The sequence below is a fragment of the Dactylosporangium maewongense genome (assembly GCF_039531485.1).
Taxonomy (GTDB): Bacteria; Actinomycetota; Actinomycetes; order Mycobacteriales; family Micromonosporaceae; genus Dactylosporangium; species Dactylosporangium maewongense.
On sequence record NZ_BAAAQD010000051.1, the window covers coordinates 1 to 20,436 of the forward strand.

General features: G+C 69.0%; 24 protein-coding genes. 11 read left to right on the forward strand and 13 right to left on the reverse strand.

What is annotated here, in order from left to right; genetic code table 11:
• Window positions 1–739: non-reducing end alpha-L-arabinofuranosidase family hydrolase (locus ABD332_RS56785; RefSeq protein ID WP_344514950.1), on the reverse strand; the 739-nt coding region annotated here is incomplete at its 3' end.
• A gap of 516 nt (window positions 740–1,255) precedes the next feature.
• On the opposite strand from ABD332_RS56785, the gene ABD332_RS56790 reads away from it, so the two are divergent.
• On the forward strand, window positions 1,256–2,620 hold the full coding sequence (locus ABD332_RS56790) for a ricin-type beta-trefoil lectin domain protein (protein ID WP_344514952.1): 1,365 nt from the start codon (window positions 1,256–1,258) through the stop codon (window positions 2,618–2,620).
• Window positions 2,621–2,681: 61 nt separating this feature from the next.
• Here the strand turns inward: ABD332_RS56790 and ABD332_RS56795 are convergent, their stop codons facing one another.
• A complete protein-coding gene (locus tag ABD332_RS56795; protein WP_344514954.1) occupies window positions 2,682–2,810 on the reverse strand; it encodes a hypothetical protein in 129 nt (42 codons plus the stop codon).
• Window positions 2,810–3,022 carry a S8 family serine peptidase gene (locus tag ABD332_RS56800; RefSeq protein WP_344515054.1) on the reverse strand — a complete coding sequence of 71 codons (213 nt, stop codon included), beginning with the start codon at window positions 3,020–3,022 and terminating at the stop codon, window positions 2,810–2,812. The genes ABD332_RS56795 and ABD332_RS56800 overlap by 1 nt, the downstream gene beginning before the upstream one ends.
• Window positions 3,023–3,590: 568 nt before the next feature.
• Here ABD332_RS56800 and ABD332_RS56805 point away from each other — a divergent pair.
• Entirely contained in the window at window positions 3,591–4,850 is a 1,260-nt protein-coding gene (locus ABD332_RS56805; RefSeq protein ID WP_344514956.1) for a PKD domain containing protein, read from the forward strand.
• Between the two features lie 1,268 nt (window positions 4,851–6,118).
• Window positions 6,119–6,253, forward strand: a complete 135-nt coding sequence (locus tag ABD332_RS56810) for a LuxR C-terminal-related transcriptional regulator (protein WP_344514958.1) — start codon at window positions 6,119–6,121, stop codon at window positions 6,251–6,253.
• 977 nt (window positions 6,254–7,230) lie between these two features.
• On the opposite strand, the gene ABD332_RS56815 is transcribed toward ABD332_RS56810, so the two are convergent.
• From ABD332_RS56815 to ABD332_RS56825, 3 genes are all read right to left on the reverse strand, one after another.
• On the reverse strand, window positions 7,231–7,386 hold the full coding sequence (locus tag ABD332_RS56815; RefSeq protein ID WP_344514960.1) for a DUF6131 family protein: 156 nt from the start codon (window positions 7,384–7,386) through the stop codon (window positions 7,231–7,233).
• A 161-nt stretch (window positions 7,387–7,547) separates the two neighbouring features.
• Entirely contained in the window at window positions 7,548–8,006 is a 459-nt protein-coding gene (locus ABD332_RS56820; RefSeq protein ID WP_344514962.1) for a hypothetical protein, read from the reverse strand.
• A gap of 597 nt (window positions 8,007–8,603) precedes the next feature.
• On the reverse strand, window positions 8,604–9,254 hold the full coding sequence (locus ABD332_RS56825) for a MarR family winged helix-turn-helix transcriptional regulator (protein ID WP_344514964.1): 651 nt from the start codon (window positions 9,252–9,254) through the stop codon (window positions 8,604–8,606).
• 171 nt (window positions 9,255–9,425) lie between these two features.
• Between ABD332_RS56825 and ABD332_RS56830 the strand changes: the two genes are divergently transcribed.
• Window positions 9,426–9,725, forward strand: a complete 300-nt coding sequence (locus ABD332_RS56830) for a DUF3040 domain-containing protein (RefSeq protein WP_344514966.1) — start codon at window positions 9,426–9,428, stop codon at window positions 9,723–9,725.
• Between the two features lie 249 nt (window positions 9,726–9,974).
• Here the strand turns inward: ABD332_RS56830 and ABD332_RS56835 are convergent, their stop codons facing one another.
• Entirely contained in the window at window positions 9,975–10,490 is a 516-nt protein-coding gene (locus ABD332_RS56835; RefSeq protein WP_344514968.1) for a response regulator, read from the reverse strand.
• A 297-nt stretch (window positions 10,491–10,787) separates the two neighbouring features.
• Between ABD332_RS56835 and ABD332_RS56840 the strand changes: the two genes are divergently transcribed.
• Window positions 10,788–11,243 carry a nitroreductase family deazaflavin-dependent oxidoreductase gene (locus ABD332_RS56840; protein ID WP_344514970.1) on the forward strand — a complete coding sequence of 152 codons (456 nt, stop codon included), beginning with the start codon at window positions 10,788–10,790 and terminating at the stop codon, window positions 11,241–11,243.
• A 286-nt stretch (window positions 11,244–11,529) separates the two neighbouring features.
• Here the strand turns inward: ABD332_RS56840 and ABD332_RS56845 are convergent, their stop codons facing one another.
• From ABD332_RS56845 to ABD332_RS56855, 3 genes are all read right to left on the reverse strand, one after another.
• A complete protein-coding gene (locus ABD332_RS56845; protein ID WP_344514972.1) occupies window positions 11,530–11,820 on the reverse strand; it encodes an STAS domain-containing protein in 291 nt (96 codons plus the stop codon).
• Window positions 11,817–12,446, reverse strand: coding sequence for an STAS domain-containing protein (locus ABD332_RS56850; protein WP_344514974.1), 630 nt, complete (start codon window positions 12,444–12,446; stop codon window positions 11,817–11,819). Before ABD332_RS56850 ends, ABD332_RS56845 begins: the two co-directional genes overlap by 4 nt.
• 102 nt (window positions 12,447–12,548) lie before the next feature.
• A complete protein-coding gene (locus ABD332_RS56855; RefSeq protein ID WP_344514976.1) occupies window positions 12,549–12,887 on the reverse strand; it encodes an STAS domain-containing protein in 339 nt (112 codons plus the stop codon).
• A gap of 287 nt (window positions 12,888–13,174) precedes the next feature.
• Between ABD332_RS56855 and ABD332_RS56860 the strand changes: the two genes are divergently transcribed.
• The 6 genes from ABD332_RS56860 (at window position 13,175) to ABD332_RS56885 (ending at window position 17,414) form a co-directional block, all read left to right on the forward strand.
• Window positions 13,175–13,603: an STAS domain-containing protein gene (locus tag ABD332_RS56860; protein WP_344514977.1), complete on the forward strand. Its 429-nt coding sequence runs from the start codon at window positions 13,175–13,177 to the stop codon at window positions 13,601–13,603.
• Window positions 13,600–13,956 carry a hypothetical protein gene (locus ABD332_RS56865; RefSeq protein ID WP_344514979.1) on the forward strand — a complete coding sequence of 119 codons (357 nt, stop codon included), beginning with the start codon at window positions 13,600–13,602 and terminating at the stop codon, window positions 13,954–13,956. Before ABD332_RS56860 ends, ABD332_RS56865 begins: the two co-directional genes overlap by 4 nt.
• Window positions 13,953–14,627 (forward strand): response regulator transcription factor, encoded by a 675-nt coding sequence (locus ABD332_RS56870; protein ID WP_344514980.1) that lies wholly within the window; start codon window positions 13,953–13,955, stop codon window positions 14,625–14,627. Before ABD332_RS56865 ends, ABD332_RS56870 begins: the two co-directional genes overlap by 4 nt.
• A complete protein-coding gene (locus tag ABD332_RS56875; protein ID WP_344514981.1) occupies window positions 14,624–15,979 on the forward strand; it encodes a sensor histidine kinase in 1,356 nt (451 codons plus the stop codon). The genes ABD332_RS56870 and ABD332_RS56875 overlap by 4 nt, the downstream gene beginning before the upstream one ends.
• Window positions 15,976–16,548, forward strand: a complete 573-nt coding sequence (locus ABD332_RS56880; protein ID WP_344514983.1) for a GerMN domain-containing protein — start codon at window positions 15,976–15,978, stop codon at window positions 16,546–16,548. Before ABD332_RS56875 ends, ABD332_RS56880 begins: the two co-directional genes overlap by 4 nt.
• 626 nt (window positions 16,549–17,174) lie before the next feature.
• Complete coding sequence (locus ABD332_RS56885) at window positions 17,175–17,414, forward strand: hypothetical protein (RefSeq protein WP_344514985.1); 240 nt, start codon at window positions 17,175–17,177, stop codon at window positions 17,412–17,414.
• A 38-nt stretch (window positions 17,415–17,452) separates the two neighbouring features.
• Here ABD332_RS56885 and ABD332_RS56890 read toward each other — a convergent pair whose 3' ends face one another.
• Genes ABD332_RS56890 through ABD332_RS56900 form a run of 3 tightly spaced genes read right to left on the reverse strand, consistent with a single transcriptional unit; the run spans window position 17,453 to window position 20,071 of the window.
• Window positions 17,453–18,358 carry a glycosyltransferase family 2 protein gene (locus ABD332_RS56890; RefSeq protein ID WP_344514987.1) on the reverse strand — a complete coding sequence of 302 codons (906 nt, stop codon included), beginning with the start codon at window positions 18,356–18,358 and terminating at the stop codon, window positions 17,453–17,455.
• Window positions 18,355–19,584, reverse strand: coding sequence for a cation:proton antiporter (locus ABD332_RS56895; protein WP_344514989.1), 1,230 nt, complete (start codon window positions 19,582–19,584; stop codon window positions 18,355–18,357). Before ABD332_RS56895 ends, ABD332_RS56890 begins: the two co-directional genes overlap by 4 nt.
• 4 nt (window positions 19,585–19,588) lie before the next feature.
• Window positions 19,589–20,071: a cation:proton antiporter regulatory subunit gene (locus ABD332_RS56900; RefSeq protein WP_344514991.1), complete on the reverse strand. Its 483-nt coding sequence runs from the start codon at window positions 20,069–20,071 to the stop codon at window positions 19,589–19,591.
• Window positions 20,072–20,436: the final 365 nt, after the last annotated feature.

Genomic DNA, 20,436 nt, shown 5'->3' on the forward strand with positions numbered 1-20,436 from the left:
CGGAGCTCATGCCGTTCTGGCTGGCCGAGGCCATGTCCGACCAGTTGGTGAACAGGCCGAAGCTCATCGAGCCGTACGACCCTCCACTGGAGACGTTCGACGCGTAGACCAGGTGCTTGCCGTTGTACATGACGCTGGTGAAGTCCTTCAGCGACACCCACCCGGACTTCGGGTTGGTCAGCGCGCCGGTCGACGACCAGCGATACGTCGACGGCAGTGAACAGTTCCCGCTCGGGCTGGTGCTCGGGCTGGCGCTGGCGCTGGCACTGCGGCTCGGGCTGGCGCTGGCCGAGCCGGGTGAGCTCGGCGAACCGCCGACCGGGCCGTTGCAGGCGGTGCCGTTGAGCGCGAAGTCGGTGGGGACCGGGTTCGAGCCGTTCCAGGAGCCGTTGAACCCGAAGGCGGCGTTGCCGTTGGTGGGGATGCTGCTGTTGTAGTTGGCATTGGTGACGGTGACCTGGGCGCCGGACTGGGCGACCGAGCCGTTCCAGAGCTGCGTGACGGTCTGTCCGGCGCCGAACGTCCAGGTGAGGCTCCAGCCGTTGACGGCGTCGCCGTAGTTGGTGACGGTGACATTGGCGTTGAAGCCACCCGGCCAGGAACTGGACACGACGTATTCGACACGGCAGCCGGCGGCCGCCTGAGCGGTGTTCGCGGTCAGCACCGCGGCGGTCCCGGCCACGGTGAGGCCCGCCGTACAGGCGACCACCACCCAGGACCGCGAGCGAGGGAACTTCATCAGGTCCTCCGGAGAAACGGGGCGTGGTCGGGCGGCGCGTCAGCCGCCCGTGCGGTCGACCGTCTCGCACGCCTCCGCCCGGTCAGACAGCGGAGAACCATCCGGCGGAGATAGCTCCGGGTGGGACCGGCCGGACACTCGGAAGCGGGAGACAGGCGTCCGCGAATGTTATCGCTCACATGCACGCCGTCAAGTGACGCGGGAATGCTCGAGACTTTCGAAATTCTGCAAGGAACCGCGATTGCCGCCGGCTCCGGTGTGGTGCGCCCGGAAATGGCTGAGCCCTGCAACCGGCGCGGCAAAAGTGTTATGTGCGGTACTGCCGCACAGTCGCGTGTGATGACGTGAAACTTCCATTCCTGGTCGTTTACTCCACCGGGTTCCGAAGGAGTTTCGGAATATGTTGTCTTCGCGTGATGGCCGTGACAACATCGGCGCGCACGAATCCCAAGTACGGCATCGCCCGGCGTTGCACCGCGACGTCCAGCGTGACGTGTTCGTGGAAGGAATCGCACGATGTCAAGACACAGAGGTTCGCTCGTCGCGGTAATCGCGGCGGCGCTCGTCGTGGTCGCGGCCGGGTGGCAGGCCAGCGGCCACGACGCGACCGCGGAGGCGAGTACCAGCGGCACGCTCGCCACCACCGCCGGATGCGGCAAGGCTCCGGCCCTCACGAGCGGCACCCGCTCCATCCAGAGCGGCGGCCAGAATCGTACGTACATCCTCAGAGTCCCCGACAACTACAACAACAGTCATCCGTACCGGCTGGTCTTCGGACTGCACTGGTTGAACGGCTCCGCCAATGCCGTCGCCTCGGCCGGCTACTACGGGCTGCAGCCGTTGTCGAACAACAGCACCATTTTCGTGGCGCCCCAGGGCATCGACAACGGCTGGGCCAACACCGGCGGCCGTGACCTGACGCTCGTCGACGATCTGACCAGCCTCATCGAGAACGGTCTGTGTGTTGACACCGCCCAGGTGTACGCGATGGGCTGGAGCTACGGCGGCGCGATGAGCTACGCGCTCGCCTGCGCCAGGCCGAACGTCTTCCGCGCGGTCGCGGTGCTGTCCGGCGCGAACCTGAGCGGATGCAACGGCGGCACGCAGCCCGTCGCCTATCTGGGCATCCACGGCACGCACGACAGCGTGCTGAACATCTCGAACGGACGGTCGTTGCGCGACACGTTCGTCAGGAACAACGGGTGTACCGCGCAGAACCCGCCCGAGCCGGGGCAGAACAGCCTCACGCACATCGCCACGAGCTACTCGGGCTGCCGGGCCGGATACCCGGTGCGCTGGATCGCGTTCGACGGAGACCACACACCCAGCCCGGTGGATGGTTCCACCAGCCCCAACGACTCCCGGACCTGGACGTCCGGGGAGGCCTGGCGGTTCTTCACGCAGTTCGAGAGCACCACGCCGCCGAGCTCGACCCCGCCGAGCTCGCCGAGCTCGCCGTCCTCGTCGCCGTCGACCCCGGCGTCATCCTCGCCGCCCCCGCCGTCCGGTGCCAAGCGCATCGTCGGCGCGCAGTCGGGTCGGTGCGTCGACGTGCCGAACTCCTCGCGCAACAACGGCACCCGCGTGCAGCTGTACGACTGCCACAGCGGGACGAACCAGCAGTGGACGCTCACGTCGAGCCGGCAGCTGACCGTGTACGGCAACATGTGCCTGGACGCGGCGGGCTCCGGCAACGGCGCGGCTGTGCAGATCTACAGCTGTAACGGCCAGGCCAACCAGCAGTGGAACGTCAACAGCAACGGCACCATCACCGGCGTGCAGTCCGGTCGGTGCCTGGACGTCTGGGGCACCGGCAACGGCCAGCAGATCCAGCTCTACGACTGCAACGGCCAGGCCAACCAACGCTTCAGCCTCAACTGACCCGCCATGTCGCCGGTGGTCGAACGGCCACCGGCGGCATCTTCAACGGTAACGGCCACGACTACGTCACCGCGGCCGACCGGTACGGCCTCATCATCGTGCTGCCCGAGGCGACGCGCAGCGGCAACTGCTTCGACGTGTCGACGCCGGCGGCCCTGCGACGTAACGGCGGCAGCGACTCCACCGGCATCATGTCGATGGTCGCCTACGCCCGCCCGGGCCGTGCCCGTGCCCGGCGATGATGGCCGCCATGCCGGTGCCGTGACCGTTCGGGTCGTAGGTGGCGTCGCCCTTGTTCGTCACGATGTCGAGGCCGGGCACCACTTTGCCGACGAGGTCGGGCTGGTTCGCCGCGGCGCCGCTGTCCAGCACCGCCACCGTGACGCCGTCACCCTGGCTGATCGCGTGCGCTGCGGGTCCGACTCCCGATACAACCGCACGGCACGTTGCCGCAGATCAGGTGAGTACTTCTTCGGTGCTGGCACGAATCTTCCTTCCCATGGCCATCAGACCATGATCAAGAAGCTCCATGAAAGCGGGGGTGGCTCAACCCGCCAGACTTGCGTCCTTGGACACGGCGAACGACCGGCGTGACTGTCTGCGGTAGCCGTTGTCGGCAGCAACCCGGGCCAACAGTTCACAGGTGTGGCGTCGGCGACGCGGCGTGGTTGCATCCGTTGCCGGCAGGCTTGCGGCATGCTCGTGGTCGACCAGCGGATGCCGCTGTACCTGTCGGTGTCGGATCCCGTGCGTGTTCAAGTGTCGAGGTGCTCGGCGGCAACGTCGAGGTCCGACCGGTCGACATCCCCGTCCTCGGCAGCTCAGGGATCGGGAGCGTGCTGGTCGGGCCAAGGGCGGCCTCCAGGACGTCGCTCGGTGTCAGCTGCCGGGTGGTCGTCTGCCTCGTTGAACGTCACGCCGGTCCGCCTGCGCCGGTGCCGCTGTTTCCTGCGAGGGGAAGTGCCGTCTGATGCGCCGAACGTTCACCGCTGTAGCCGTGCTGGTGTCTGCGCTGGTGATGGCCGCCGGGGCTGCGGTTGCCGGGCAGGCGCTGCAGGGTGTGGTGTCGCAGCAGCCGGTGGTGTGGACGCCGAACGTGCTCGACGGCGCGATCGCCGGGATGGCGGTGGTCGGTGACATCGTCGTGGTCGGCGGAAACTTCACGACCGTCGCTGACGCGGCAACCGGCAGCCGTGCCGCGCGCCGGTCGCTGTTCGCGTTCCAGCTCGGCACCGGCCGGATGCTGGACTTCGCGCCGGAGCTGAACGGCCGGGTCACAGCGGTCGCCGCCGGGCCGGGCGGGACGGTCTACGCCGCGGGCACGTTCACGAAGGTCAACGGCGATGTCTGGCCAGGCCTGGTCCAGCTGGACCTCGCCACCGGCGGCCGGGTGGCCGGGTTCACCAGCACCGCGGGCCCAGGACAGATCCGCACCATGACCTCGTCCGGTGCGTGGCTGTACGCCGGAGGCAGCTTCACCACCATCAGTGGACAGCGCCGCGCTGGACTGGCACGGCTGTCGGCCACGGCGGGCGTCGTGGACCCCGGGTTCGACCTGCGGCTGGCCCGCCGCGACGGCGGCACCGTCAAGGTCGAGTCGGTCGCCGTCACCCAGGACGGCAACCGCCTCGCCGCGGTCGGCGCGTTCGACACCGCCGCCGGCATGCCGCGTGCGCAGCTGCTGCTCGCCGACGTCGGCGGCGGCCCTGCGGCAGTGAGCGGTTGGTCGACCGACGCCTACACCCGCAAGTGCAAGGCTTTGTACGACAGCTACCTGCGGGGGGTCGACTTCGCGCCGGACGGCTCCTACCTGGCCGTCGCCGCGACGGGTGGGATGGCCGGACCGACGTTGATGTGTGACAGTGTCGCCCGGTTCGACGTCACAGGCAGCGGTGTGCACCCGCCGGTGTGGGTCAACCGCACCGGCGGTAACACCCTGTGGTCTGTCGCGGTCACCGACGCCGCCGTGTACGTCGGTGGGCACCAGCAGTGGATGGACAACCCACGCGGCCGCAAGAACGCGGGCCCGGGTGCCGTGCCGCGGCCCGGGATCGCCGCCGTCGACCCGGTCACCGGCAAGGCGCTGGCATGGAACCCGACCCACAGCCGAGGTGTCGGCGTCGAGGTCCTCGTCACCTGCTCCGCCGGGCTCCTGGTCGGTTCCGACACGGACCAGCTCGGCCGCGCCTACCACGGACGCATCGGCCTGCTCCCCGCCACAGGGACCTGAGCGGCGCGGTGCAGCGGAGCGAACGGTGTACCTTGGCGCGGCCGGGGAACAGAGGCGTCTCCGGCCGCTGGCGTCCATGATGGTGGACTTGTAGGTATCCGCCTCAACCGGTGCCGGCAACGCCGAGCCTGTAACCGGACCTCCGGCAGTTTGATTGAACCGGTGAGGCGGTTCGAGAAACGCCCGACCCTGCCGGCGCCGGAGCCGGCGTGCCCGCTCGTGCGCCATCGCTGCCCGAGTGTGGTCACTGGGACGGCGGGGTGCCTGTGCGGTGCCAGGTTGGCTCACGCTCAGTGCTGCTAGGCCCTTGGCTCGGCGTCTGGGCTGGATCCTCGGGTCCCAGATGATCGATGCTGCCCTTGCGCGGTCGGCGGTTGCGGGCAACACAGATCGTCCGATGTCACGGATCGCCGTTGCGGAACCTGGTGTCCCTGGTGCCCAGGATGCTGGGATTGACACGGCCGTTGCATGAATACGTTTCAGCTCCTCGAAGAGCCGGTGTCGCGGCAGAGGTTGCGTCGACTGGCCAAGTCGCACGACACGGCCGGATCACCGAGCCGCACCCTCGACGCTTCGCCCACGTTGGCCGCTCATGCCCGCCGATCAGCAGGCGTTGACAAGGTTCCCTCCGGCGGCCCAGCACAACCGAATCGGGCCCTCACTCGTCGGCTGTGGCATGCCTTCTGGCCTTCGTGGTCGGAGCCCTTCCAGCTGTCCTGATGTGATCCATCGACAGGGTGCCGGCCCCCAGCCCAGGGCTAGGCTGATGTGATGGTGATGGGAGGACATGGCTGGCTGCAGCTAGGCGATCTCGGTCTGGCGCTGCTGCTGTCCGCGGTCATCGGCTTGGAGCGGGAGATCCGCCAGACTCTCCGGGTACTTCTACAGACGCCCACCGGGGATACCCCTTCCTCTGGATCAACATCCAGTCTCAGGGGAAGCCCACGGCCTGAAGGGGCGCAACCTGTGCCACGGTCGCCGCTGATGCAGTAGCACGTCCCGTGGTTCAGGTTCCCCCTGCCGACGGTTCCCCCGGGAAGCGCCGCGAGCGCACGTTCGACGACAACCTCAAATACACCACCCGGATTGCCGCATACCAGGCGGTGAACGCGCTGCGGAGCATCAGCCGCCAAATCCAGGCGCACATCCGGCTCAGCGGACGCGGCAGCGGTACGTGGTGTCCTTCGGCGACGAGGTGGAGTTCGCGCACGACCTGTGGATGGCGATGCAGCCGTTGAGCCCCCAGGAGCGGGCCGTGGTGGTGCTGTGTGACCGGGATGAGTACCAAGGAGGTGGCGGAAGCGCTCAACATTACACAGTCGACGGCACGCAGCCACAAGCAGATGATCCGGCGGAGGCTGCACCTGCCGTCCGTCGTGCGCACCATCGGGGAGGACACGTGAAGGAGTGTCAAGCACCGGGGTTCTTGTCGAGTTGTGTCAGCGTGGAGACCGTTCGGTGCGGCAGGTGGCGCGGGATGTCGATCTGACCGAGACCGCGGTGCGGCCTGTCTGGCGGGAGATTCCGGTCTCCTGGCGGTGTCGTCCATGCGCTCCCTGCCCGGTGCGCCGCCCAACACGCTGCGCGCCGAGCGGGTCGAGGCGGCCCTGGGTCTCACCCCGCCGCGCGGCCGCCATGGCTGCCTTCGTGTGGCGCTGACATGTTGGTTTGGTCGGCTTGGGAGGTCGGCTTGGTTTAGGTCGGCGCCGGCTCGGTAGAGAGGGCTCAGCGGCGGCCTCGGGGGAGTGCGGATGTTGAAGGGCTTCGTGGTCCCGTACCGGGCGTACATGCAGAAGCGCGGCAGAACGGTGTTCGGGGACCCGCCTCCGACGAAGACCTGCCCGAGCTGCCGGATGGAGGACGCACCGGGCGGCCGCGGTCCGCTGCCCGCACTGCACCACGGACCTCGCCGCAGCCTGAACTTCGTGGGGCTGGCTTGACGCGTCTGGGGCATCCGTGAACGACCCCGGCCTGGACTGGTTCGACAAGCAGGCCTTGAAGAACTGCGCAACCGGGGTCATGCGAGATTGGCCGGATCGGCAACGGCGGCCGCGCGGCACGCGCTCCATCCGGACAACGATTTCGGTCAGGGCAGCGACTTCGGCGACGCGAAAGGCCGGCAGCGGTCTGCGGGCGAAGTGTCTGGAGAAGCTCGGCAGCCACTGGATCGGCACCGATCCGGCGAGGTACCGGCGTGATCTCAGCAAGCGTTCGCACGACCTATCCGTCCCTCCGCGCGAGTTGCCGCTGCCTGAGGACCGATCCTTGGTGGAATCACCCAAGGGCGTCAAACCGCGAAGTCGACGACACCGCCGACCACAACCGTGATGCGGTGACAGGGCGACGATGACCAGAGCAGAGCGTGAGTGTTGCTGGTCGGCTACCAGTAATGTCGCCGCCCGGCGACGGGCCGCCCGATCGAGCCGAGGATAAACAGCACAGCACCGATCACGAGCAGGATCACCCCGATCGTCGTGAGGATGGTGATGTGGAGAAACCAACCGAGCAGCAGCAAGATGACACCGAGAATGAACATGTCCGCCTCCATGTGAGGTGTAGAACGGCCCACTACCCGACGTTCCCCCACAGAACCCTTGCGGTCGCATCGAGTCGCTGAGGTCCTCAGGGTGTTTCGGCGGTGCCGGTGAGGCCATGTTGGGCGGAATACGCGCGCCGGTGCCGTGCGCATCGCCGCGTCTACCCTCCGAAGGAGGCGTGATGGGTTTCCAGGACAAGGGTCAGCACAAGGCCGAAGAGGCGCAAGGCGCCATCAAGCAAAATGTCGCGTGCCAGCCGCAGCGCTTGACGTGGTTGCTGGCCCGATCGGCACGCCGCGAACAGGGTGGGGACGAGAAACCGGCCCCTCCCGCCGTTCGGGGAGGGGCCGGTTCTCGTGTCGGTCGTGCGTCGCTGCTGGCGCTCCACCAGCCTGTACGCCGAGCGTGGCGGTTCAGGCGGCGCGGGGTTTGTGGGGATGAGGTCGCCGACGGTGTCGGTGTAGGCGCGAAGGTCCCGACGATGTCGTCCGTCCACGTGGCGGGCCCGGTGACGATCCCCTTCGACGGCGCGGACGGCGTCGATGTCGTGGGCACCTCCTGCGACCTTTCCGGCACTGGCAAGGGTGTGCAGGCGTACATCAGCGGGGTAGTCGTCCACGGCGGGAACTTCGTCACCGTCTTTGGGACCGCCCCGCGCGACGACGAGCGGGACGCCACGCTGTCGGCGTTGAAGGTCGCGGTGAGCACCTGGCATTGGATCTGGCCCAACCGCCGGCCGGCGCAGCGGTCGAGAGGACGGACGGCTCATCGGCCGGTCCCGGACCGACGCGTCGATAGACGCGCGACGCGTCGAAGAGGTCAGGCCGGCCCGGAGCCGAATGTGTGGGCGATCAGAGCTGCAGCGCATGGTGGATCGCCGCCACCCCGGCCAGGCGCGTTGACTCGACGGCCCCGCATTCGCTCTTGGAGGCTCGGTTGGATGCATTCATTCCGGATTGGTGCGCTATTCGAAGATCCGGCGCGACGGTAGGCATGTGATCGCTCACGGTGGATAGGCATGGTGCAGGTCGGCGTGGCGGCGGGTGCATCCCGCCGGGACCACCGCCTTCCGCAGCACGGCAGTCGCCGCGCCGGCCGGCCAAGCCCTGTCTGGCCTACCGAGGGTTTCGCCACCCCTTGCATAGTCCGGTCTTCCGCGCGGGGTGCAAGGCTGGCCCGTGCGGTGCGTGCCATCAGCCGGCGGGTTGTGACTGATTCAGGCGGCTGAGCTGCGGTCCGGTGTGGGCTGGGCCGGCCAGGTCCCGGGAGCGAGGGTCGCCGACTCGGTCCACAACTGCCACCACTGTGCGTCGGGCACCTCGCCAGCCGCGGTTGCGAATGCTTGCAGGGCCGCCAGGGTACGTTTCGAGACGGTCAGGTCGGCTGCCCGGACCAGATCCTCGAGCTCCCTGCGGCGCGCGAGCATCACCGCGCCGATGAGTTCCTTCCCGGCTTCGGTCAGACAGAGCCAGATCGGGCGCCGGTCGTCCTCTCGGTGGAAGCGCTGGATCAGGTCACGTCGTACCAGCCGGTCGCACATCCTGGTCACGGTCGACGGTGCGATATTGAGCTGGCGGGCGAGGTCGACGCTGCGCTGGGGACCGCCGGAGGCCAGGATGACCAGTGTGCGGTACTGCTGCAGCGTCACGTCGGTATCGAGCTGGCTGAGATTGCGGGCAGCGAGGGCGACCATCGCCCGGCTGATCGACAGCAGCGCGTCGACGAGCCCGTCGTCGAGCCTGTCAGAGGAAGCAGAAGGTCGTGCCACCCGACAATGGTGGCATGTGTGCGGTCGCCCTCGGCGATCGCCGCCGATCCCCGGACCACCGGCCGCGTCGCTGCGGACGCTCACCTCCATCACGGACATGGGTGCGTCATGTTGTGCGATGCAATGACATCAACTTGTACTTATGCAACTATTGTATGATGCGAGCATGGTGGCGGTTGTCGCGTCAACGGTGCAACGCACCTTCGGTGCGTCAGTGACCGCCCGGGACATCGGGACGGAACGCCGTGAGGTTCGCCCGGCGGCTGAGCGATGAGCGGGCCGTGGCGGCCGGAGGAGCGGCCCATACTTGCTGAGATCCAGCGGCACATCGAGGCCGACGATCCACGGTTCACCGCCGGCTTCGTCAGTCTGCGGCCGTGTCCGCCGCGTGAGTACCGGAGCCGAACGCGCCGACGGATCGGCTGCGTCGCAGTTGTGTCCGGAGTGGTGCTCGTGACGTGGCTGTGGTTGGGGTGGTTCGTGGCCGCGATGTTCGGTTTGGAGTCCGCGGTGATGGGCCTGTTGATGGCCCTCGGCCGGGATGCTGCCCGCGAGGCGGCCGCGAGCTGAGAGCTCCCGGCCGACGAACGCGGATGGTTCGATGTCGAGCAGGACGCGCGGCCACGCCGAGACGGCGGTCGTCGAGGACGCGGCTCGTGCGGGCGCCGGGATCGCGGCCGTTCCCGGGAACGTCGCGATGGCACCCGCTACTACCGGCGATCGGGGGAACGGATGCGTGATGCCGCGCGCTCGACGCCGGTCGGCATACAGCTCAGCGGGCTGCGTCGGTCGATGACACGGCGCCGCCCCTCCGCCGACCTATCGCTGTGTCCGGGGAACGGCCGGCGGGTCGCCGCGGTCCACGACGATTGCCAACCGTTGCACTGCACGGATCAGCCCGATCAGTTGTGTGAAGTCGACCGGTTTGCGGAAGAAGTGCCCAGCAGGCAGGCCGAAGTCCCGCAGCATCTGCTCCTCGACGGCGGACGCGGTCAGGACGACGACGTGCAGGTGTGCCAGCCGTGGATCGTTGACTACCCAATCGAGTACGACCCGGCCGTCGACGCCGGGCAGGTTCAGGTCCAGCAGCAGGATGTCCGGAGTCGGGGCGTCGAGGTACGCGCCGCGCCGGGCCAGGTAGTCCAAGGCGTGCCGGCCGTTGCCGATCACGGTCACCTGGTTGCGCAGCCGGTGCTCGCGGAACTCGTCGAGAGTGTAGGCGACGTCGCCGGGATCGTCCTCGACCAGGAGAATCCGGGCCAGCGGCAGCCGCACGCCTGCGTGCATCGGGTCTTCGGCTTCGTCGCGGCTCGCGCGCATCGGGTCCCGCGTCACTGGTGTCACTCCCTTGACCGATCAGCATGCTGCCGACGCCGACCAGACCCCCCGACATACCCTTCCCTGGCATGGCCGGGACGAACTATTGCATCTGCACAATCGTCTGGACCAGCAGAGGGTACCCCGCGACCGACGACGCCGGCCGGTCGCCGCGCTCGGTACGGCACGCCCGCCGAGTCTGTGCGATAGTGTCCGTACATCTGTTGCATTCATGCAATCATTGCGGGTCATGGCGATGGCCCGCCGGATGCCGGCCTCGTCGTTGCGGGCACGTCGTCGGAGGAGGCTGATCGCATGACCCGGCGTATCCCGCGACTCCTTGCGCGGTCACCGATCCCGCTGTACCGGCAGGGTCTCGGCTGGCTGTTCGGACCGCGGATGGCGATGCTCGAACACCGGGGCCGACGAAGCGGGCAGCTCCGCCACGTCGTCCTCGAGGTGCTCGAGCGGGACGCCAGGGTACTCGTTGTCGTCTCCGGCTACGGGCGTGCGTCCCAGTGGTTCCGGAACATCGAAGTGGATCCGGGCGTGCGGATCTGGACCGGTCGCCGGCGAGGCGTGCCCGCTCGTGCAGAGATCCTGTCCGCCGGGGAGAGCCGTCATCTGCTTGAGCGGTACCGCGACCGTCACCCGCGCGCCGCCGCGCGCCTCGGCCGCATCCTGACCATGCCCGACCTGAGCGCCGCAGGTCCGCTCGCACCCGATGTGGGCGTCCGACTTCCGATGGTGCGCATCCGGTACGCCGACTGACAGCGACAGCACGTCCAGGGCCTGTCATCTCCCGGAGGCGGTTGTCATTTCACGGTGCGGCTCGGGTGCGCGGGTCTCCAGGCGACAGCGTGGTGGGTTTGATGACTCGTCCATGTGCGGACAATGTCGCGGTCAGCGATGCGCGGTGATGCCGTCCACAGGAGTCGCTGGCCCCTCAGCTGTCCCGACAAGCCGAAGCTGCTGTCGTCGAGGCAGGGCGCCTCAGCGTCATCGGTGTGGCGTGTGGCCGCATCTGTCGATGCGACGCGATAGGGCGGAGTGCTGTTCAGGCTGACATTCGTAGCGTCCGGTCGACGGCGTCGCTGGCATTGCGCAGCATCACGTTGGTCCCGCCGTTGCGAGCGCTGCGTCGGCATGCGTCGAGCGCGCCGACAGCCGTGGTGTCGATGTAGGTGACGGCCTGTAGGTCGATGTTCACGAGTGCGGGTCGGTGCTGGTCGACGATGTGGTTGATCGTGTCGCACAGTGAGCCGATGGTGGTGTGTTCCACGGTGCCGCGGACGGTGACGACGACTGCTCCGCTGTGTTCGATGCTGCTGCTGACGGAGAAGGTCACCGCGCATCGACTCGGTCGGGCCGCTCCGCGCCAGCTGGTGCGGGTTCGGTGCCTGTGGCCGGGCCGCAGGATGTCGCCTCGGCGAGGGTCCGGAACACCGGGAACAGCCCGTGCAGGCTGAGTAGCCGCAACGAGTCCCGGATCTGCTGTGTCGCGCCGACGAGGCACACGGTGATGGACTGGCGGTGCGCCTGGACCAGCACGTCGAGAGCGCCGGAGTCCAGCCGTGGCGCTTGGGTGACGTCGATGACGAGGCGTTGTGCCGGGCCGGTCAGGTCGACGACGAGGTCGCGCAGGCGGGCATTGACGAGCAGGTCGGGTGAGCCCGTCAGGGTGACGACGGTGGTGCCCGCGACCCGGGTGACCCTCAGGCGGCGCGACTCGCGGGCTGCCGGCACGCAGCGTTCACGGGTCAGCGCCTGCTCGACCATCCGTGGCGGCGGGGGCGTGCGGGTGCAACGCCCGCACGTGTGCGGTCCGGTCGCGAGGTCGTCACCCGTCCAGCCGTCCTGGCTGAACAGGCTCCACGCAACGGCCCAGTCGCCCATGGTCGGCGCGAGATTGGTGACCAGTTGGCCGCAGCCGTCGCAGGCGAGGGTGAAGTTCGTGCTGTCGGGACTGAGCAACGCCGTCAATCGTGACCCCCATCAAACCCCTGCGAACAACCGTGGACCAGGCTCCACCCTGCGTGCGGTGCATGGCGGCCGTCCCGCGAATTGATGACAGTTCTATGACGAACCCTCCGGCGGCTCGGCCGGTGTGCCGGTGACGTGCAGGACCCGGTCGACTCGGGCGAGTTGCAGGGTCCGGGCAACCTTCGGCGACAGACCGCGAAGCGTGAGCCGGCCGCCGTCGAGCCACACCTTGCGGTGCACGTCGAGGAGCATCGCGATCCCCGCGGCGTCGACATACGCACAAGCGGTCATGTCGATGACAAGGTTCGCGGGGCGCAGCGCGGCGGCGTCGTCGAGCAGCGCCCGGACGCGCGGTGCGGCACTGGTGTCGAGCGGGTCCGTGACCAGCACCTCGACCAGCCGCATCGCCGGTGTCTGTGCTATCGGCTGCATGTCGTCTCCCTCCGTGGGCCGTGCATGCCAGCGTCGCCGCCCGGTTCGGCGGGCAGCCCTCGACCCTGTGACAGTTGCGTGACAACTGACACCCGACGGCGGCGGGTCGCAACTGAAGCCGGCCCGAGGCGCGATACGTCATGGAACCGTCACACTGCCGCGGGGACTTCTCCATACGCGCGACACAGGGTGATGCAGGTATCGGACGTCACCCCGGACCCGTCGACCCCCGACCGGCACACGCCGGACGAGACCCGTACGGGCGCCACTGCCGTTGGAGGAGCCGCATGCAGACCGCCGTGTCGACCGAGGCGGATCCCGTTGTGGAAATCAGCGTGACCGAGGTGTTGGACGGCCCTTCGGTGCGCCGCAACCTCTCGGTGATCGAGTCCACGATCGCGATGGAGCCGACGCATCTCATCCTCGATCTCACGCGGTGCGGAACCGTCGACGGGGTTGGCGCGGCGTTCCTTGCTGACCTGCACCGCACCGTTGCTGACAGCGGTGGGCGCCTGACGCTGCGGGGACTGTCGATGCCGCTGTGCCTGCAGCTGCAGTCGGCGCAGCTGGAGGAGGTGCTGCTGGCCACGGACCGGCCGCCCGGCTATCTGCCACGGCATCGCGTGCCGCGGCGACGACCCAGGCGGGCCACCCGCGAACGGCAGGTCCAGGAGCTGCGCTGGTGGCAGGCGCCCGCGGCCGACCGGTCGCTGTGACCGCGCTGCTGAGCCTCGACGGCACCGACTTCAGCCTCGCCTGTGACGAGTGTGGTCACCTGATGCAGGCCCGGAACCGGGCGGCCGCCAACCACCGGCGGACATGCATCGTCGGCGCGTCCAGGTCGGTGCTCAGCGCTCTGCGGCTGCTCTGCCTCGATACGGAGTTCCCGAACTTCGTCGACCACATCGCGGCCCTGCAGTGGCTGCGGCGCCGGATACCTGTCCCGCGTCCGGCGGACCGGGTGATCGACGACCGCACCGGGGGACGACGTGACCATCGGGTGGCAAACGCACCCCACTCGCTGGCTCGCGCACGGGCACACGCCGCCGGGGGCATGATGCAGTGGTGACAGGCGTGCTGGTGATCGAGGACGACGACCGGATCCGGTTGTCGCTGGCGCTCGCCCTGGAGGACGAGGGCTACCTGGTGCGGACCGCAGCGAGCGCGGAGGAGGGCCTGGAGGCGCAACGGGCTGCGCCGGCGGACACCGTCCTGGTCGATCTCATGCTGCCAGGTATGGACGGGTTCGACTGTGTGCGGGAGATGCGCCGTCACGACGACGTACCGATCGTCGTGGTGAGCGCCCGCGACGACACCCACGACATCGTCGCCGCGCTCGAGGCCGGCGCCGACGACTATCTGGTCAAGCCGGTGGCGGTGAAGGAACTGTCAGCGCGGTTGCGGGCGCTGCGGCGCAGGGGGCGTGCCGTGTCCGCCGCGGCGCCGACACTGGTGTTCGGCGACCTGGAGATCAGGCCGGAGGCCGGCGAGGTGCGGGTGCAGGGTGAGCCGGTCGCGTTGACCCGCACCGAGTTCCGGTTGTTGTGCGAGCTCGCCGAGCACCCGGGCCTGGTGCTGTCGCGCCAGCAGCTGCTGCAGCGGGTGTGGGAGTACGAGACCGGTGACGAGCGGCTCGTCGATGTTCACATCGGGCGGCTGCGGCAGAAGATCGAGCGCGACACAAGGACGCCGCAGCGGCTCGTCACGGTCCGCGGCATGGGCTACAAGCTGCAGCGATGAGACGCGCGGGACTTCGGACACGGGTCATCGGCGGGTTCGCCGCCGGCGCGTTGCTGTTATCGGCGTCGATGGCGTTCGCGACGTACCAGGCGACCCGGCGTTCCCTGCTGGAGGGGCGCGAGCGGGCGTCGGTGCGTGCGGTGTCCTTCGACGCTCGGATCCTGCGGGAGGGCGTGCTCACCGATCAGGTCGACGCCGCCGACCTGCTGCGCTCATTGGACACCGGCGGGAACCGGCGGGCGATGCTGTACCGCGACGGCGGCTGGTTCGGCCGGGCCGCCGACGACGGCATCACCGAGGCGGTGCCGATGAGCTTGCAACACCTCGTCCAGCAGGGGCAGGCGGGCAAGCAGCTCGTGCGGGTCAACGGCGTTCCCGCGCTCGTCGTCGGTGTGCCGCTGACGGACACGGCGGCGCTGTACGAGGTCGACCTGTTCCGGGAGCTGGACCAGACGTTGCGGACCCTGAGCTGGGTGCTCACGGTCGTGGCCGCACTCACCGCCGTCGCGGGCGCCGGCCTCGGCTGGTACGCCGCCCGGTACGTCGCCCGGCCGCTGCGGCAGGTGGCCGGGGCGGCGCAGGAGATCGCCGCCGGCGACCTGTCGACCCGGCTCGACCCGGCTGTCGAGCCCGACCTGGCCCAGCTCACCACCTCGTTCAACGACATGGTCGACCGGCTGGCGAAGCGGCTGGAGCAGGACCGCCGGTTCGCCGCAGACGTCAGTCACGAGCTGCGCTCGCCGTTGCAGACCCTGGCCGCATCCGCCAGCGTGCTGGCCCGCCGGCGTGAGCACCTCGACCAGCGCAGCGGGCTGGCGGTCGGGTTGATCGTCGAGGAGGTCGACCGGTTCCTGTCCCTCGTCGACGACCTGCTCGAACTGGCGAAGAGCGACCGGCCGGTCCGCCGCGCAGAGGTCGACGTCGTCGCGGTCGCGCGGCGCGCCTGTCAGGTGCGCAACCTGCCGCCGGAACTCGTCAGCGCCGTCGGGGACACACCGCACGTGTGGCTGGTGGACGGCCGCCGCGTCGAACAGATCATCGGAAACCTGCTGGACAACGCTGCACGGTACGGCGGCGGGGCAACCGCCGTCCGGGTCGGGGTGAGCGAGGACCGGTGGTTCATCGAGGTCGACGACGAAGGCCCCGGCGTCAGCTCGGAAGACAAGGCGATGATCTTCGACCGGTTCGTGCGGGGGCGCGCGGCCGGCGCCCGCACCGACGACGACGGTGCCGGGCTGGGCCTGGCGCTGGTGGCGCAGCATGCTGCGGCACACGGCGGCCAGGCGGTGGCCTTGGACCGACCGGGCGGTGGCGCACGGTTCCGGGTCGAGCTGCGCAGGGAGCCATCGTGACCGACCGTGTGTGGGCCCTCGTCGCCGCGCTGGTGTTGGCGTTGGCGCTGGCCGGATGCGGCGTGCCGACCGAGGACAGCCCTCGACCGGTCACGGTGAGCAGCCGGGCGAGCGCTCCCTCCCCAGCACAGACAGGCAGCCCGGCGCCCGGCCGGCCAGCCGAACTGCTGTTCCTGGTCCGTGACACTGGCCTGGTCGCGGTCCGACGCCCGGCCGAGCAGATGCCGGCGATCGACGCACATCTGCGGGATCTGCTGTCCGGCCCAACCACGGCCGAACGGGACGCCGGCTACACCAGCGCGTTGACCGGCATCACGGTGACCGGCATCGTGGAGGTCGGTGGCGGCGACGCGACGGTAGAAATCGGCAGCCGGTCCGATGGGAGCGGACGCAGCGACGAAGTCCTCGCCTACGGCCAGATCGTATGCACCCTGACCAGCCGCGCCGACGTCGACACCGTGTCCTTCCGACACGACGGGCAACCGCTGCGCGTACCCCGCGCCGACGCGTCCCTGACGGACGGACGCCTCACAGCCGCCGACTACGCCGACCTCATCCTGCCGTCCTGATCGCCGCTTGCCGGGGCGACGGATGCTGATGGAACGGCCCCCCGCGTCGTCGGGGTGTGGCGCCGCTTCCGACAGCAGAACCTCGTCGGCCGGTCGGTGCGGAGGCAATCCGACGGTAGGACGACCGTTGCATCACGCTGCCTCGTCGCACAACTGTCATACGAATGAGGAGCGTCCTCCATGCCGCGCGGCGAGGATCGCGACAGCGGCTCCAAGCGGAGCCACACCGTCCAGCAAGACCCGGGGGTGTCGACGCCATGCCGATGATCGGCGGCCGGTACCGGCTGATCGCCGAGGTGGGCACCGGCGGCACGGCGTCCGTGTGGCGGGCCGTCGACGTCAGGCTCGAACGGACCGTTGCGATCAAGTCCTGCTACCTGAGCTCGCCGGCTTGTCACGCGCTCGTGAGCGCGCCGAGGCCGAGGCCCGGACCGCGGCAGGACGCGGAGCCCAGCGCCGTCACGGGCACGCCGGGCAGCGTCGCCATTGTTCTCACACGATGACCGCGTCAGCGTTGACCCGCTCATGACGCAGCTGCCGGCACCAGCGCTGGGCCAGGGTGAGCCGCGTGGCGAGCGTCCGAGGTATGTAACAGCCGTGGACTGTCAGGTCGGTGCGCTGCTGGTGTGGTGCTGGTCGCGGCGTTGCTGGGTCGCGGCGGCGATGACCTCATCGATCTGAGCGACCAGGTGGGGATGGCGCTCGGTCAGGTGCTGGCTGGCATCGAGGTCCTGAGGTCCCGAAGGGTCGCCGTTGATCGTAACGGGCTCGCGTTCGTGTCAATGGACACCCTGGTGGATCGGTCATCGTCGAGCTGGTTCCGCCATAGCTTGGGCAGGTTCGAGTCGTGTGGGCTCCTGCACTGACGCCCGCCGCCTGCCGGGGGGCTTGGCGGCGGCGGGCGTCAGGCGTCCGGGCGGGACCGGACGATCAGGTCGGCTAGCAGCGCCAGTGAACCGATGATCAGCCCGGTGAGGAAGACCATGACGGTGTTGTTGGCCAGCCGGAGGGGGTGGACGGTCAGGTCGACCGCGCTCTTGACGGTGCCGGTGGCGAGCAGCAGCAGAGCGAGTGGCATCAGAGCCTTGAGCGGATTGAAGTACATCACCATTCGCAGCACTTGCAGCAGGTAGCGGTAAGCGTCGCGGACGAACCGGAACTTCGAGCGTCCGGCGCGGCGGGCGTAGTCGATCGGCATGTAGGCGATCGGGTGCTGGTTGGACAGGAACGCCAGCGTGATGGTGGTGACGCAGGAGAATCCGGGCGGCAGCAGCCGCAGATACGGCGCGGCGACGGTGCGCCGGAACGCCCGCAGCCCTGAGTTGAGGTCCGGGATCGGCTGACCGGCCAGCCACTCGGCGAGCTTGCGGATCACCCACTTCGCTGGGATGCGCAGCAGCCGATGGCTGCCCTGCTCCGAGGTCCGGGCCCCCACGACCTGGTCGATCGTAGGGTCCTCCAGCAATCGCCGGATCAACTCGGGGATGCGTTCATTCGGATACGTCATGTCCGCGTCGGTCCACACCACGATGTCGCCCCGGGCCATCCGTGTGCCGACCCGCCGGACCGTGCCGGCGCCGCCGTTGCGGTGCATCGCGACCACCTGGATCGTCGGCAGCACGGCCGCCGCCGCGCGCAGCACCTGCAGGGTCGTGTCGGTAGAGCCATCATCGACGGCGAGGACTTCGTAGCGCAGTCCGGCTTTGTCCATCGCCGTGCTGATGCGGTCGAGTTCGGCCCGCACGTGCGCGGCCTCGTTGAAGCACGGCAGGACGATCGTGGCGTCCAGCGGTGCGGCCGGCGCGGTCATGGCGCACCTGGCGCAGGGTCGGGATCGGAAGTGGTCACGGCGGGCTCGGCCGCTGTGTTCATGCCGCCGCTGCGGCGGCGGGAGCGCCACCGTGCGAACGGCTCGAGGGAACGGGCAAGGATCGGGCCGATAACGGCCAGCACGAGGACGTAAGCAGCGGCGAGCGGGCCGATTTTGGTGTTGAGCCCGGCGCTGACGGCGAGACCGGCGATGACGATGTTGAACTCGCCGCGTGGTGTGAGAGCGACGCCAGCGCGGGCGCGGCCCAGCGTGCTGATACCCGCCCGCCGTGCCGCCCACCAGCCGGTCGCGATTTTCGTCAGGATCGACACCACCGCCAGGACCAGCGCGATGCCGAGCATCGGCGGCAGCGCGGCCGGGTCGGTGTGCAGACCGAAGAATACAAAGAAGACGGCGGCGAACAGGTCGCGCAGTGGGGTGAGGACCTGCCGGGCGGTGTGCGCCAGCGGCCCAGACAGGGCGATGCCGACGAGGAACGCGCCAACGGCGGCGGACACCTGCAGTGCCTGTGCGACGCCGGCGACGAGCACCGTCAGGCCGAGCGCCTTGAGTAGCAGGACCTCTTCGTTGGGTGAGGCGACGAACATCTCGACGTAGCGACCGAACCGTAGCGCGACGATCAGGATGATCGTGATCGTCGCTGCGGCGACGGCGAGGGTGCCCAGGCCTGCCACGAATCCGGCGCCCGCGAGTAACGCCGTGAGGATCGGCAGGTACACGGCCATCGTTAGGTCCTCGAAGACCAACAGCGACAGCACGACCGGAACCTCACGGTTGCCCAGCCACCCCAGATCGGCCAGCACCTTCGCCGTGATACCGGACGAGGTGACGTAGGTGACGCCACCCAACGCGACCGCGGCCACGGGACCCCATCCCAGCAGCAGCGCCACCGCCACCCCCGGCGCGGCGTTGAGGACCAGGTCCACCACGCCGGCGGCCGCGTTGTGCCGCAGGGTGCCAACGAGTTCGGGGGCGGTGTACTCCAGTCCGAGGGTGAACAGCAGCAGGATGACGCCGATCTCGGCGCCGGTCGCGGTGAATTCCTCGCTGGTCGCCAGGGGCAGGATGCCGCCCTGCCCGAACGCCAGACCGGCCAGCAGGTACAGCGGGATCGGCGAGATCGCGAACCGCGCCGAGACAGCGCCGAGCAGGCCGAGGCCGAGAATGACCGCCCCGATCTCGATCAACGCGGTAGCGGCATCCATACCGTCAGCCGTTGGTGAAGATGTCGGTGACCGCCGTGGTGCCCTCGGCCGTGCCGACGACGACGGCGAGGTCCCCCGGCTCGAAGGTGAAGTCCGGGCGGGGGCTGGCCAGGATCTGCCCGGCTCGGATGACCGCGACGATCGAGGCGCCGGCCCGGGTGCGGGTCTGGGTGTCGCCCAGCGTCCGGCCGTCGTAGGGCGACCCGGCGATGATCGGCACCTGTACGGTCTTCAGACCGGTCACCTGCCGCTGCAGGTCGGCCAGGCGTTCCACGATCCGGGCGGTGCCCAGGAGTTCGGCGACACCGTTGGCTTCATCACCGGTCAACGACAGCGTCGCGGTCGCGGTGTCCGGGTCGGCGCTGTCGTACAACACAACGTCCCGGCGACCCGACACGTGCGAGACCACCGCCGCGTGCTGTCCCTTCGCCGTCACGAACTCGTGCCGCAACCCGATCCCGGGCAGCGCGGTACGTTCAACCTCCACCGGCCTGTAACTCCTTCACCCGCCGCCGACAGCAGCGCTATACCTATCCGTGCTGCAGGGCAGAGGGTGCCAACCCGGTATGGCGATCGTGCCGCGAAGATATGACAGTTCTGTGACGCTTCGGCAAGCCGGCAACTGTCGTATGCCGCACCTCGACATAAATTCGATCTAAATGTCGATCTGCATGTCCGAATTCGCGACGCCTGCCCGGCAGGTGGACGCCCATTGGGAATGACGCGTCCGATTCTCCTGCTTTGTTCTGGCGAAGGTCCGGAAAGCTAAACGGGCGCCCATGTCCACCGGCGTTGAGGGTGGAGCCCGGGGCGAAGCGGTCTTTAGCTGGGAAGACGCCTCCTGGAATGGTT